General features: G+C 72.1%; 12 protein-coding genes and 2 tRNA genes. 4 read left to right on the top strand and 10 right to left on the bottom strand.

Translation table 11 applies throughout. The annotated features are described in order from the left end of the window. Positions 1-14: 14 nt before the first annotated feature. Positions 15-485, top strand: a complete 471-nt coding sequence (locus DK412_RS25190; RefSeq protein WP_109974195.1) for a hypothetical protein — start codon at positions 15-17, stop codon at positions 483-485. Here the strand turns inward: DK412_RS25190 and DK412_RS25185 are convergent. The 7 genes from DK412_RS25185 to DK412_RS25155 all read right to left on the bottom strand — a co-directional run bounded on the left by DK412_RS25185 (position 473) and on the right by DK412_RS25155 (position 8,271). After that, on the bottom strand, positions 473-1,195 hold the full coding sequence (locus DK412_RS25185; protein ID WP_109974194.1) for a DUF2459 domain-containing protein: 723 nt from the start codon (positions 1,193-1,195) through the stop codon (positions 473-475). The genes DK412_RS25190 and DK412_RS25185 overlap by 13 nt on opposite strands. A 3-nt stretch (positions 1,196-1,198) precedes the next feature. Further along, positions 1,199-1,453: a DUF2283 domain-containing protein gene (locus DK412_RS25180; RefSeq protein WP_245447266.1), complete on the bottom strand. Its 255-nt coding sequence runs from the start codon at positions 1,451-1,453 to the stop codon at positions 1,199-1,201. 168 nt (positions 1,454-1,621) lie between these two features. Then, complete coding sequence (locus DK412_RS25175) at positions 1,622-4,333, bottom strand: valine--tRNA ligase (protein ID WP_109974193.1); 2,712 nt, start codon at positions 4,331-4,333, stop codon at positions 1,622-1,624. A gap of 167 nt (positions 4,334-4,500) precedes the next feature. Then, entirely contained in the window at positions 4,501-4,719 is a 219-nt protein-coding gene (locus DK412_RS31185) for a DUF2497 domain-containing protein (RefSeq protein WP_244539296.1), read from the bottom strand. A 597-nt stretch (positions 4,720-5,316) separates the two neighbouring features. After that, on the bottom strand, positions 5,317-6,672 hold the full coding sequence (locus DK412_RS25165) for a TolC family outer membrane protein (RefSeq protein WP_204165639.1): 1,356 nt from the start codon (positions 6,670-6,672) through the stop codon (positions 5,317-5,319). Between the two features lie 683 nt (positions 6,673-7,355). Continuing rightward, positions 7,356-8,024, bottom strand: coding sequence for a protein-L-isoaspartate O-methyltransferase (locus DK412_RS25160; RefSeq protein ID WP_109974191.1), 669 nt, complete (start codon positions 8,022-8,024; stop codon positions 7,356-7,358). Positions 8,025-8,197: 173 nt separating this feature from the next. Next, positions 8,198-8,271: transfer RNA gene (locus DK412_RS25155), tRNA-Cys, on the bottom strand. 272 nt (positions 8,272-8,543) lie between these two features. On the opposite strand from DK412_RS25155, the gene DK412_RS25150 reads away from it, so the two are divergent. Further along, positions 8,544-8,619: transfer RNA gene (locus DK412_RS25150), tRNA-Asn, on the top strand. Positions 8,620-8,843: 224 nt separating this feature from the next. Continuing rightward, positions 8,844-9,020 (top strand): DUF1328 domain-containing protein, encoded by a 177-nt coding sequence (locus tag DK412_RS25145; protein ID WP_048431004.1) that lies wholly within the window; start codon positions 8,844-8,846, stop codon positions 9,018-9,020. Positions 9,021-9,127: 107 nt separating this feature from the next. Here DK412_RS25145 and DK412_RS25140 read toward each other — a convergent pair whose 3' ends face one another. Continuing rightward, positions 9,128-9,349, bottom strand: coding sequence for a hypothetical protein (locus DK412_RS25140; protein ID WP_109974190.1), 222 nt, complete (start codon positions 9,347-9,349; stop codon positions 9,128-9,130). Positions 9,350-9,871: 522 nt separating this feature from the next. On the opposite strand from DK412_RS25140, the gene sseA reads away from it, so the two are divergent. After that, positions 9,872-10,714 (top strand): 3-mercaptopyruvate sulfurtransferase, encoded by an 843-nt coding sequence (gene sseA, locus DK412_RS25135; protein ID WP_109974189.1) that lies wholly within the window; start codon positions 9,872-9,874, stop codon positions 10,712-10,714. A gap of 50 nt (positions 10,715-10,764) precedes the next feature. On the opposite strand, the gene DK412_RS25130 is transcribed toward sseA, so the two are convergent. Together DK412_RS25130 and DK412_RS25125 are read right to left on the bottom strand one after the other, a co-directional pair. Next, positions 10,765-11,487: an amino acid ABC transporter ATP-binding protein gene (locus DK412_RS25130; RefSeq protein WP_109975482.1), complete on the bottom strand. Its 723-nt coding sequence runs from the start codon at positions 11,485-11,487 to the stop codon at positions 10,765-10,767. A 116-nt stretch (positions 11,488-11,603) separates the two neighbouring features. Further along, positions 11,604-12,761, bottom strand: coding sequence for an amino acid ABC transporter permease (locus DK412_RS25125; RefSeq protein WP_109974188.1), 1,158 nt, complete (start codon positions 12,759-12,761; stop codon positions 11,604-11,606). Positions 12,762-12,766 lie beyond the last annotated feature (5 nt).

Here is a 12,766-nt window from a genome sequence, read left to right as displayed (position 1 = left end):
AGCGACGGCCCCGCATGAGCGATTCCGAGACCGCGCCCGAGCGCACCGCGCTCACGAGCGACGTGCGCTTCTCGGTGGTGACCGCCGGGCCGAACGGGCTCGAGCTCGTGGTGACGTTCGGGCCGCGGGACTACGCGGTCCGGCTCACCCCCGCGGAGGCCGGCGAGCTCGGTCTGGCCCTGCTCGCCACCGCCTCGGTCGCGGCGGATGCGGCGCAGGACGTGCCGGCGGGCACCCGGGTCGAGAACTGCTTCTTCCCGGTCCTCGGCTGGACCGCCGGCGAGGTCGCACCCGGCGTGCCGGCCCTCGCCTTCCGGCTCGCCGAGGGCGCTGAGATCGCCTTCCAGTTCGACCGCGACGCCGCCCGGGCCTGCGGCCGCGACCTCGCCCGCAGCGGCCGGGTGCCGCTGCGCGAGCGGCTGCGCCGCGCCTTCCGGCGCCCCGTCCGGCCGGTCGCGCCGCCGGCCGGTCCTCAGGGCGCGTGAGCGCCGGCGCGCCAGGTGAGATCGAGGACGAGGCCCCGCGGCAGGGTGTCGAGGAGCGGCGTGACCGGGAGACCCGCGTCGTTGAGGAGCCCGGCACTCCAGTGGTTGCACACGGTGACGAGGCTGAAGCGCCCTTCCGCCGCGTAGAACAGGCTCGGGCCGTAGAGGCCGGGGCCCGCCTCGACCGGGTGGCCGTCGCGCGTGGTGAAGGACCGCGCGAGCGCCGCGGCGAGGCGCCGGAAGCCCGCTCGCGACAGCCGCACCGTCACGATCCCGGCCCCCGGGACGGCGGCGGGGTCGGCCGCGATCCCGACCACGTGCAGCACCGCCGGGCGCCCGCCCGGGGTGAACAGCGCCCTCAGCGCCAGCCGCCAGTCGAGGGCGTCGATCGTCGGGACGGCGCGGTAGAAGCCGGCATCGCCCCAGCCGATCTCCAGCGCCGGATAGGCCTGGAAGCGCTCGGTCACCGCGATCAGCGCCCCGGCGCCGGCCTCGGCTGCCGCCCGGGCGAGATCCTCACGGGGCAGGAGCAGACCGGAATGCCAGGCCCCGGCCACGACCCGCACGGTGACCGTCGCCTCGCCGGGCGGCGGCGGGTAGAGGCCAGGGGCGCCCGGCCGGGCGGTGAGCCAGGCCGCCGCCACGAGGACGACGGCGAGGGACAGAAGGGCGGCCGCGGCCCGCCGGGCGAGGTGCGGGCGGCGGCGCAAGGGTCAGGCCGCCTCGGCGAGCCGCCGCAGGTCCTGGTCGGCCGCGAGTCGCCCGGCCGAGGCCTCCAGGACCTCGATCCCCGCGACCGCGCCGGCCGCGTCGTAGGCGACGACGATGCCCGGCCGGACCTCCCGGCTCGCTACTACCTCGGCATCGGTGAAGCGGACGGACAGCACGTCGGTCTCGGTGTCGTAGCGGCCCTTCACGGCGTGGGCCGGACTCGTGCGGGGCACTTTGGAGACGGGCTTCGAGCTCATGCCTGTGCGGTTATCCGGGCGGAGGGTGACGGATCGCCCCTGCGAGCGCGTGTTTAAGCCCGGTCGCCCTGGACCGGCCGCCGCGTGGGCATCTCTCCCCGGAATTTTTCTTGTTGTCCGTGCCGGATGCGGGCGGCGCACCGCCCGCATCCGGAAGGCCTGCCGGCGTCAGCCCTGCAACCGCGCCAGCGCCTCGCGCACCTTCTCGCGGCGGGCGATGGCCGCCTCGCGGCGCTCGCGCTGCTCCTCGACCACCTCCTCGGGGGCGCGGGCGAGGAAGTCCGCATTGCCGAGCTTGGCGTCGATCTTGCCCACCTCGCCGCCGAGCTTGGCATCCTCCTTGGTCAGCCGCGCCACCTCGGCGGTGAGGTCGACCACGCCCTCGAGCGGCAGGGCGGCGACCTCGCCGCGCACGATCAGTTGCACGGCGTTGCGCGGGCTGGCGTCCGCCACGTCGATCGACGCGATGCGGCCGAGCCGGCGCACGGTGTCGCCCCAGCGGGAGACGCGCTCGCGCACCGCCTGGCTCGGCGAGACCAGCACCAGCGGGATCTGGGCGCCGGCCGGCACGTTCGTCTCCGAGCGGGCCGAGCGGATCTCCGAGACGAGGTCGACGACCCAGCCGATCTCGGCCTCCGCCTCGGGCTTGGCGAGCGCCCCGAGATCGGGCCACGCCGCCAGCGCCAGGAGCCCGCGCTCCACCCCGGCCTCGCGCGCCTTCGTCGCCCACAATTCCTCGGTGAGGAACGGCATGAACGGGTGCAGGAGCACGCAGATCTGGTCGATGAGAGTCGCGATCGACCGGCGCGTCTCCTCCTTGGCCGCGCCGTCCTCGCCCTGGAGCACGGGCTTGGCCAGCTCCAGGTACCAGTCGCAGAAGACGTTCCAGACGAAACGGTAGGCGGCGTTGGCGGCGTCGTTGAAGCGGTAGGCCTCGATCGCCCCCGTCACCTCCGCGACCGCCCGCGCGGCCTCGCCGAGCGCCCAGGCGTTCAGGGTCTGGGTCACGCCCTCCGGCCTGAAGGCGGGATCGAGCCGGCAGCCGTTCATCTCGGCGAAGCGGGCGGCGTTCCAGAGCTTGGTGGCGAAGTTGCGATAGCCTTCAACGCGTTGCACCGAGAGCTTGATGTCGCGTCCCTGCGCCGCCATCGCCGCGAGCGTGAAGCGCAGGGCATCCGCCCCGTAGCGGTCGACGAGGTCGAGGGGATCGACGACGTTGCCCTTCGACTTCGACATCTTCGCCCCCTTCTCGTCGCGGACGAGGGCGTGGATGTAGACGGTGCGGAACGGCACTTCATCCAGGGCGTGAAGGCCGAGCATCATCATCCTGGCGACCCAGAAGAAAATGATGTCGAAGCCCGTCACCAGGGCGGAGGTCGGGTAGTAGCGGGCGAGCTCCGGCGTCTCGTCCGGCCAGCCGAGCGTCGAGAACGGCCACAGGCCGGACGAGAACCAGGTGTCGAGGACGTCCTCGTCGCGGCGCAAGGAGACCGGCCGGCCGTGCTTCGCGGCGGCCTGGGCCAGGGCCTCTTCCTCGGTCTGCGCGACGAAGCAGTGGCCGTCGGCGTCGTACCAGGCCGGGATCTGGTGGCCCCACCACAGCTGGCGCGAGATGCACCACGGCTCGATGTTCTCGAGCCACTGGAAGTAGGTCTTCTCGTAGGTCTCGGGCACGAAGCGGGTGCGGCCGTCGCGCACCGCCTGCATCGCCCGCTCGGCCAGCGGCTTGACGTTCACGTACCACTGGTCGGTCAGGTAGGGCTCGATCACCACGCCCGAGCGGTCGCCGTGCGGCACCGCGTGGGTGTTGGGCTCGATCGTGACCAGCCGGCCGCGCTCCTCCATCAGGGCGACGACCCGCTTGCGCGCCTCGAAGCGGTCGAGGCCATGCAGCGCCAGGGCCTCGGGCTCCGGGCTCGACCCTTCCAGGAAATCCGCGTTGCCCTCGAGACTTATGCGGGCTTCCTCATCCAGGATGTTGATCTGCGAAAGCCCGTGCCGGCGGCCGACCTCGAAGTCGTTGAAGTCGTGCGCCGGGGTGATCTTGACCGCGCCGGTGCCCTTCTCGGGATCGGAATACTCGTCGGCGACGATCCGGATCAGGCGGCCGACGAGGGGCAGGCGCAGGCTCTTGCCGACGAGCGCCCGGTAGCGCTCGTCCTCCGGGTGGACCGCGACCGCGGTGTCGCCGAGCATGGTCTCGGGCCGGGTCGTCGCGACCGTGATGGTCTCGCCCGTCTCGTTGCCGGCCTCGTCGACCACCGGATAGGCGAAGTGCCAGAGATGGCCCTTCACCTCGACCTGCTGCACCTCGAGGTCGGAGATCGCGGTCTGGAACTTCGGGTCCCAGTTCACCAGCCGCTTGTCGCGATAGATCAGCCCCTGCGCGTGCAGGTCGACGAAGACCTTCAGGACGGCCTTCGACAGGCCCTCGTCCATGGTGAAGCGCTCGCGCGACCAGTCGCAGGAGGCGCCGAGGCGCTTGAGCTGGTTGACGATGGTGCCGCCCGATTCCGCCTTCCACTCCCAGACCCGGCGGACGAATTCCGCCCGGCCGAGGGAGCGCCGGTCGGGCTGCTGCTGCTCGGCGAGGCGGCGCTCGACCACCATTTGGGTCGCGATGCCGGCGTGATCCGTGCCAGGCTGCCACAGCACGTCCTTGCCGCGCAGGCGCTCGAAGCGGGCGAGCACGTCCTGGAGCGTGTTGTTGAGGGCGTGGCCCATGTGGAGCGAGCCCGTCACGTTCGGCGGCGGGATCATGATGCTGTAGGGCTCGGCGCCGGCCCGGTCCGGGCGCCCGGCCCGGAAGGCCTGGGCCTCCTCCCACTCGGCGGCGATGCGCGCCTCGACGGCGGCGGGATCGAAGGTCTTGTCCATCATCGCGAAAGCGCCACTCACCGACTTCCCGGGGCGCATCCACTGCGGGACGCGGGCCGCGCGGGCGCCGAAACCAGAAACGACAAAGGCCGGCCGCGCGAGCGGCCGGCCCCCGAGACCGCTTTCAAGCGGACCCGGGCCGTTCCGTCAACTGGAGTGCGCCCGGGAAGTCAGCGGCCGCGCGCGACGCGCTCGATCTCGGCCCGGACCAGGCGCTCGACCATCACCGGCAGGTTGTCGTCGAGCCAGGCCTTCAGCATCGGCCGCAGCATGTCCTGCACCAGGTCCTCGATGGTGCGGGCGTTGCGGGTCAGCACCGTGGTCGCCAGGAGGTCGAAGGCGTGGCCGACCGTGGCGTCGGTCGCCTGGGACAGGAGCCGGTCCTCCATCGCCGGGCGGGGCTCCGGCGGCGCGGCGGGCGGCGGGGCGACGGCCTTCGGGGGCTCCGGCGGCGGGGCGGGCTCCGGCTCGATCTCGATCGCGTCGAAATCCATCGGCTCGTCGCGGAACGCGATCTCCGACATCGGGTCGAACTTGTCGTCGAAGCTCGGCTCGGGCTCGGGCGGCGGTGCAGGTGGTGCCTTGGCGACCACCGGCTCCGGCTTCGGGGCGGGTTTCGGCGCGGGCTTGGCCACCATCGCGAGGTCGAGCACGTCGTCCTCGTCGGGCTCGGGGTTCGGCACCGCCACCGGGCGCGACCCGGGAGCGGGCGGCTCGGCCGGCTTCTGGTCGTCGGCGATGATGCGGCGGATGGAGGCGAGGATCTCCTCCATCGAGGGTTCCTGCGTCTTGTCCTGCGTCTTGGGGCTCGCGGCGCTCATCCGGCTCAACGCTCGAGTGCAGAGGATCGGGGGGTCTTGGGTCTTGGGTACGCAGTATTCCACAGGGCCGGCCCCGCACAAGCGAGGCGGCCCGGGCAACTCACAGCACGGCGCGCTCCAGGGCGTCGTCCTTCGGGGCGTCGTCCTCCAGGACGGCGCCGCGGGTCAGCGGCCGTCCGGCGTGCGCACGCCGTACCAGAGGTCCTTGACCTGGTCGTAATGCTGCTTGGCGCTGTACTGCGCCACCGGGACGGCGATGAAGCGGGTGGTGAGGCGGCCGACGGTCTGCACCACCTGGTAGGAGCCCACCACCCGGTCGCGCTGGGCGGCGATCAGGCTGACGCGGGCGGTCAGGAGCTCCTGCTGGGCGTTCAGCACGTCGAGGGTCGTGCGCTGGCCGACCCGGGCCTCCTCGCGCACGCCGTTCAGCGCCACCTCGTTGGCCTGGACCTGGGCCTGGGAGGCGATGACGCGGGCCTTGGCCGCCTCGAGGGCGCCCCAGGCGGTGACGATGCCGGCGCGGACCTGGTCGCGGGTCAGCTCGGCCTGGAGCCGGGTCTGGCCGACCGTCTCCTTGGCCTGGCGGATCTGCGCGTACTCGGCGCCGCCCTGGTAGAGGGGAACCGTGAGCTGGCCGACGATCGAGCCCGAGAAGTAGCGTGTGCCGGCGATCTGCTGGTCGAGGGTCTGGGCCGCGTTGCCGCTGATCGTCGCCGTCGGGTAGAGGGCCGATTCGGCGATCTTGACCTGCGCCTCGGCCGCGTCGACGGCGTGGAGGGCGGAGAGGATCGCCGGGTGCTCGGCGAGGCCGACCTCGACCGCCGCCGTCAGGGTCGAGGGGACGTAGCGGTCGATCGGCCGGCCGGGGGCGAGCTGGCGCGGCTCGACGCCGATCACCTGCCGGTAGGTCGCGATGCTGGTGCGCAGGTTGGCCTCGGCCAGGCTGACCTGGGCCCGGGCGCCGGCGAGCCGCGCCTCGGCCTGGGCGACGTCGGTGCGGGTGACCTCGCCGACGTTGAAGCGGTCGCGGGTCTGGCGGAGCTGCTCCTCCAGCACCTCGACGTTGTTGCGGTTGAGCTCCAGCGTGGCGGTGTCCGCCAGCACGTTCATGTAGGCCTGCGCCGCCGAGAACAGCGTCGACATCTCGGTGTTGCGCAGGGTCTCGCGGCCGCCCAGCACCTGCGACTCGGCCTGCCGGGTCTGGTTGTCGGTCCGGAAGCCGTTGAACAGGGTCTGCTGCACGCCGACGCCGACGGAGCGCGGGTACAGCGTCTCCTCACCGGCCCCTCCGCCGGAGGCCGTCGCCAGGGCGCTGAGCTTTCCCGAGATGTACGAGACCCCCGCGCTCGCGGAGCCGGTGACGGTCGGGCGGTAGCCCGCCAGGGCCCGCGGCACGTTCTCGTCGGTGGCGCGCTGGCCGGCGCGCTGCGCGTTGAGCGTCGGGTTGCCCGCATAGGCCCGCGCGAGGGCGGTATCCAGGGTTTCCGCGGCCGCGCCCTGGCCCGCCATGGCGAGCGCCATGGCGGCGAACCCGCCCAGCCGAAGCCTGCGGAACGCCTGAGTTCCTGTGTCAGTCACGCCTGTCTACCCTGTGCGGCTAGCTCACAATGACCGGCCCTGCACCGCGGGCGGCTGAGCCGGTTCGTCATATCGCTGTGCCCACCTCGATCATGACCTTAGCCGAGGGCGGTGCCGGGGGCATCGTCCCCGCACTGTGGATGACCGAGTTTGACCGGCGGTGCCGCAAAAAAGCGACAGGTATCGTTAGGGAAATCCGTGCCGCGGATCGGTGATTCGCGGGCGGTCCCGCGCCGGGCGACGACGGGGCGCGCGCACGCTGCAAGTCGTTGGTGAACGAATGCTTTCGCCCGCCGCCCTTCTCGCGGCCGCGGCCTCGGTCGCCCGGACCGGGCCCCGGGCCGGGGCGCCGGATCCGGCCGGGGTGCAGCCCCGATGGCGGGCCCGTGCGCAGCACCAAGGAAAAACCGCGCCCGGGGCCCGGGCCGGAGACGCCGGCCGGCTCACCCGATCGGCGCAGGACCACCCGCTTTCGGCGGTGGTCGGTGATTCGGCGCGGGACCGGCGAGGCCGTCCCGCGCCGGAGTGTCATGCGATCAACCGGCGTCGCTCGGGTGTGTGGAGCCGGAGGCTCCACCGCGCGGGCTCGTGATCCGACTCCCGGAAGGAATTTTCCGGAAGTCGGATCAGAACGCGAAGCCGGCCTCGACCGCGAAGGCGCGCAGCGGCGGCAGGGTGGCGTCGAAGAGCGGGCGCGAGCCGAAGGCGTCGCCGGAGCGCACCCACAGGGTCGCCTTGGCGGGGCGGCCCTGGCCCTGGACGCAGGCGAGGCGCCCGCCATCGGCGAGCTGCTCCAGCAATCCTTGCGGGCGCTGCTCGACCTGTCCGTTGATCAGGATCGCGTCGTAGGGCGCGTGGCCGGCTGCGCCCTTCTCGAGCGGGCCGACCTCGACGGTGACGCCGTCGCCGATCCCGCACTGCGCCAGCCGCTCGCGCGCCGCCGCGGCGAGGCCGGGGAGCGATTCGAGGGCGACCACCTCGACGCCGAGGCGGCGCAGGATGGCGGCGCCGTAGCCCAGGCCGGTCCCGACCTCGAGGACGCGGTGGCCGGGCTTGAGGGCGAGCGCCTGGATCAGGCGCGCCAGGACCATCGGGGCCGGCATGAAGCGGGTCTCGCCCTCCTCCGTGCCGACCGCCTGGGGCTGGTCGATATAGGCGAAGGCCTCCCGGTCCGCCGGCATGAACCGCTCGCGCGGGACGGCGTCGAACGCGTCGAGCAGCGCGATGTCGGTCACGTCGAACGTCCGGAGCTGGCAATCGACCATGAGGCGGCGCGCTTGCGCGTAGTCGAGCATGAACGTCTCTGGAGAGCTTGAGCGACGGCCAAGCCGCGACGGTCAAGCCGCCGGGCGACGCGGTTGTGGTGGATCGCCGGCCAAAAGGCAAGGATCCGGGCAGGGAGCCACGACGACCCGGTCTCGCGCACGCGCCGGGCCGATCTGCAGTGTGAAGCGAGAGAAGAGAAAGATGGAGGCCTCGCCCGGAATCGAACCGGGGTGCAAGGATTTGCAGTCCTCTGCGTAACCACTCCGCCACGAGGCCATCCGGGCCGGCGCTCAGCCGGCGATCGAGCGGGCCGGGCTTGTGAGCACCGGCAGCGCCGTCTCCCCGGCGTCGGGCGGACGACCCGGGGACGAGGGGTCATTAGCAGAGCCCGGCCCGGCTCCGCAACAGGGATCCGGCGGCAAAACCGCGATCGGGCCGCGAAATGAGCCGGCTTTCGAAAATCCCCGCCGAAGATCCCGCTTGGCCGGAGATCCGGACCAGAAACCCCTTGCGCCCCCTGCCCGCCTTGGGTAGACGTCCCGCCGCGATCCCCGATAGCTCAGTTGGTAGAGCAGGCGACTGTTAATCGCCTTGTCGCAGGTTCGAGTCCTGCTCGGGGAGCCACCCTCTCCCGCCCATCGCGAGACCGTCGCCGCACCGGCCCAAGCCCGTGTCCATGCCCGCGCCCCACGCCGGCGCGGGAGCCTGCACGGTCGCCCGCCGGCTTTCATCCGAAAAAATCGACGGAACCTGTCGCCCGGTCCGGTGGTTTCTCGTTCAACTTGCTGCAACGCTTCTCTGCACGGCGCCGCGAAGCAATCCAGCAGCCTTCGATACGGGAGTTACCAATGATCGGCTGGGCTATCACCTTCCTCGTCGTCGCCCTCGTCGCGGCTCTGCTGGGCTTCGGCGGCATCGCCGGCACCGCCATGGAGGCGGCCAAGATCGTGTTCTTCGTGGCGATCGTGCTGTTCGCCGTCTCGGCGATCTTCGGCCTGATGCGCGGCCGCTCGCCCAGAATCTGACGCCGGATCGGTGGGCGGGCTTCGATGAGCCCGCCTCCCCGGACCAGGGCGGCCCCGCGGGGCCGCCTTTTTCGTTGGCCGGATCTCGCAAGGCGGTTGCGGCGGCTTCAGCCCTCGGCGACGCGCCGCATCCCGTCGGCCGGTGCCGGCCGCGTCCGCGCCCGGCGCGGCACCAGCCGGTGCACCGTCGCGGAGGGCAGCGGGCGCGCCGCCGCGGCACGGGCGGCGCGCAGATCGGCGCAGAGGATGGCTGCGGCGAGGTAGCCGCGCGCGGAGACCTCGATCCTGTCGGGACGGATCGGCCATTCGAAGCGGGCCGTGGCCTTCATTCGCACCCTCCCTGTCACTGCAGTCTTCGAGTCACGCGTGGGATCGCACGCGCTCGGCGCGGCCCCGTTCGGTCGCCAGCGCGGACGGGCGGGCCAGGCAGCCCTCGGAGTCTCACTGCCTGGCCCGTCGACCACGCCCGGCCGTGCAAGGGAGAGTGGACACGGCGGGTGCAGTGCAAGAGGTATTGCAAGCGCCGTGCCAGATGCGGCGTGGGAGCGTCTCGGGATGCGGAAAACGCGACGGGGCATCGGCCGGGCCTCTCGCAGGGGGTGGGCGTCCTCGTTTTAGGCAGGCCCTGCCGCCCCCTCGTTAACATTCGATAGGAATTAGGTCCGGTCCGGGTTACGGGCTGCGGCATCACCTGCGGGCCTTGAGGGCCGATCCGCCCGTGGAACGCCGCTTTCGCGCGCGGACGGGTGGCGGCCCCGCCCGGAATTCGGGCACAATGCTCCCGACCGGCTCAAAAGCCCTTCAGGCTCGAGACCCCGTCTCGAGCGCCCCTTCTTCGGAGACAGACAGGCATGTCGATCGGCCCCTTCGTCACGGCGGACTGGCTCGCAGAGCGGCTCGCGGCGCCCGACATCGTCGTGCTCGACGGCTCCTGGTACCTGCCGGCGATGGGCCGGGACGCCGAGGCCGAGTTCCGCGCCGGCCACATCCCGGGGGCGATCCGCTTCGACATCGACGCGGTGCGCGACGAGGCGAGCGCCCTGCCCCACATGCTGCCGTCGCCGGAGGTCTTCGCCTCGCGGATGCGCCAGATGGGCATCGGCGACGGCATGACGATCGTGGTCTATGACGGGATGGGCCTGTTCTCCGCCCCGCGGGTGCGCTGGACCCTGAAGGCGTTCGGCGCCCGCGACGTCGCGATCCTGGAGGGCGGCTTCCCGGCCTGGGTCGCGGGCGGTCACCCGGTCGAGGAGGGCGAGGCGCCGCCCCGCGACCGGCGCCACTTCACCGCCCGCCTCGACCACTCGGCGGTGGCGAATGTCGGCGACGTGCAGCGGGCGCTCGCCGGCCAGGCCCAGGTGGTCGATGCCCGCTCCGCCGCCCGCTTCGCCGGCGAGGAGCCCGAGCCGCGCCCCGGCGTGCGCCCCGGCCACATGCCCGGCGCCCTGAACCTGCACTACGCGGCGTTGCAGGAGAACGGCCGGCTCAAGGACGAGGCGTCCTTGCGGGCGGCGGTGGCACAGGCCGGCATCGATCTCGACCGCCCGGTCGTCACCACCTGCGGCTCCGGCGTCACCGCGGCGATCGTCGGCGTCGCCCTCGAGAGCCTGGGACGGCCGCCCCGCGCCCTCTACGACGGCTCGTGGTCGGAATGGGGCGGCCGGGAGGACCTGCCGGTCGCCACCGGGCGATAAGGCTCGGCGGTAGGCCGCCCTCGCCCGGCCTCGTCGGCCGGGCGAGGGCCTCAATGCAGGATCTGGCTCAGGAACAGCCGGGTCCGCTCGTGCTCGGGCGCGCGGAAGAACGCCTCGGGGGTGTTCGATTCGACGATCTGGCCCTCGTCCATGAAGATCACCCGGTCGGCGACCTGGCGGGCGAAGCCCATCTCGTGGGTGACGCAGAGCATCGTCATGCCCTCGTCGGCCAGCCCCACCATCGTGTCGAGCACCTCCTTGACCATCTCGGGGTCCAGCGCCGAGGTCGGCTCGTCGAACAGCATGATCTTGGGGGCCATGCACAGGGAGCGGGCGATCGCCACGCGCTGCTGCTGGCCGCCGGAGAGCTGGCCCGGATACTTGTGCGCCTGGTTCGGGATCTTCACCCGGGTCAGGTACTTCATCGCGACCGCCTCGGCCTCGGCCTTCGGCATCTTCTTCACCCAGATCGGCGCCAGCGTGCAGTTCTCGAGCACGGTCAGGTGCGGAAACAGGTTGAAGTGCTGAAAGACCATGCCGACCTCGCGGCGGATCTCGTCGATCCGCTTGAGGTCGTTGGTGAGCTCGATGCCGTCGACGACGATGCGCCCGGCCTGATGCTCCTCCAGGCGGTTGATGCAGCGGATCAGCGTCGACTTGCCGGAGCCCGAGGGGCCGCAGATCACGATCCGCTCGCCCTTGCGCACGCTGAGGTCGACGTCGCGCAGGACGTGGAAGGCGCCGTACCACTTGTTGACCCGCTCCAGCGACACCGCGACCGGCGCGGTGGCGAGGCGCGCCGCCGAGGTGTTGCGGGGCGCGAGGTCCGGATCGGTCTCGGGCAAGGGACCGGGGGCCGTCGGAAGGGGGGAGGAAGCCATCGGGGAACTCACCGTGTCTGGCCGGCCGCGAGCCGCCGCTCGACGAAGCGGGCGTAGCGCGACATGCCGAAGCAGAAGACGAAGTAGAACAGGGCGGCGAAGGCGTAGCCGGTCATCACCACGGTCGGCGCCGCCCAGGCGGGATCGACCCGGGCCGATTCGATCGTGCGGATGAAGTCGAAGATGCCGACGATCGAGACGAGGCTCGTATCCTTGAACAGCGCGATGAAGCTGTTGACGATGCCCGGGATCACGATGCGCAGGGCCTGGGGCAGGATGATCAGGCGCATCCGGTGCCAGGGGCTCAGGCCCAGCGACATCGCCCCCTCGGTCTGGCCGCGCGGGATCGCCTGCAGGCCGCCGCGCACCGTCTCGGCCATGTAGGCGGCGGAGAACAGCGCGATGCCGACCAGCGGCCGCGCCAGCCGATCGACCGTGACGTCGCCGGGCAGGAACAGCGGCAGCATCACGTTGGCCATGAACAGCACGGTGATCAGCGGCACGCCGCGCCAGAACTCGATGAAGATGACGCAGAACAGCCGCACGATCGGCAGCCGCGAGCGCCGCCCGAGCGCCAGCAGGATGCCGAGCGGCAGCGAGGCGACGATGCCGACGAGCGACACGATGAGCGTCACCAGCATGCCGCCCCAGAGCGCCGTCGGCACGGCGGGCAGGCCGAGGCTCGGCACCCCGGTGAGCAGCCCGTACGAGGCGACCGGGAACACGACGAAGAAGTAGAGCGCCCCCCACGCGCGCTTGGGCGCGTCGAGCCACAGCATCCACCCCACCCCGATTGCCATCAGGGCGAAGAAGACGTTCGGCCGCCAGCGTTCCTCGATCGGGTACGAGCCGTAGATGAAGTAGTTGATCTTGGCTCCGACGAAGGCCCAGCAGGCCCCGACCGGACGGCCGATCACCTCGGCCCGGCAGGCGTCGCGGTTCTCGCCGGTCCAGACCGCGTCGAACACCAGGAAGCGCAGCAGCGGCGGCACCGCGAGCGCGATGACCGCGAGCGCCGCCAGCGTCATCACGGCGTTGGCGGGGCTCGAGAAGAGGTTCCGGCGCAGCCAGGCGAGCGGCCCGGCGACCAGCGAGGGCGGGGGCGCGGCGGGCACCGCCTCGCGGCGGACGAAGGTGAGCGGCAGGGGCTGGGAGCCGGCAGTCATCTCAG

Origin of the sequence: Methylobacterium sp. 17Sr1-1, assembly GCF_003173775.1 — a bacterium.
Taxonomy (GTDB): domain Bacteria; phylum Pseudomonadota; class Alphaproteobacteria; order Rhizobiales; family Beijerinckiaceae; genus Methylobacterium.
Note: the sequence above shows the minus strand (reverse complement) of the source record. Positions and strands in the feature narration are given on the sequence as shown.

Bases quoted from the DNA above. Each gene is read 5' to 3' on its own strand.
- DK412_RS25190 (WP_109974195.1), top strand. From the start codon at position 15: ATGAGCGATTCCGAGACCGCGCCCGAGCGCACCGCGCTCACGAGCGAC.
- DK412_RS25180 (WP_245447266.1), bottom strand. From the start codon at position 1,453: ATGAGCTCGAAGCCCGTCTCCAAAGTGCCCCGCACGAGTCCGGCCCAC.
- DK412_RS25175 (WP_109974193.1), bottom strand. From the start codon at position 4,333: ATGATGGACAAGACCTTCGATCCCGCCGCCGTCGAGGCGCGCATCGCC.
- DK412_RS31185 (WP_244539296.1), bottom strand. From the start codon at position 4,719: ATGGAGGACCGGCTCCTGTCCCAGGCGACCGACGCCACGGTCGGCCAC.
- DK412_RS25165 (WP_204165639.1), bottom strand. From the start codon at position 6,672: ATGGCGCTCGCCATGGCGGGCCAGGGCGCGGCCGCGGAAACCCTGGAT.
- DK412_RS25160 (WP_109974191.1), bottom strand. From the start codon at position 8,024: ATGCTCGACTACGCGCAAGCGCGCCGCCTCATGGTCGATTGCCAGCTC.
- DK412_RS25145 (WP_048431004.1), top strand. From the start codon at position 8,844: ATGATCGGCTGGGCTATCACCTTCCTCGTCGTCGCCCTCGTCGCGGCT.
- DK412_RS25140 (WP_109974190.1), bottom strand. From the start codon at position 9,349: ATGAAGGCCACGGCCCGCTTCGAATGGCCGATCCGTCCCGACAGGATC.
- sseA (WP_109974189.1), top strand. From the start codon at position 9,872: ATGTCGATCGGCCCCTTCGTCACGGCGGACTGGCTCGCAGAGCGGCTC.
- DK412_RS25125 (WP_109974188.1), bottom strand. From the start codon at position 12,761: ATGACTGCCGGCTCCCAGCCCCTGCCGCTCACCTTCGTCCGCCGCGAG.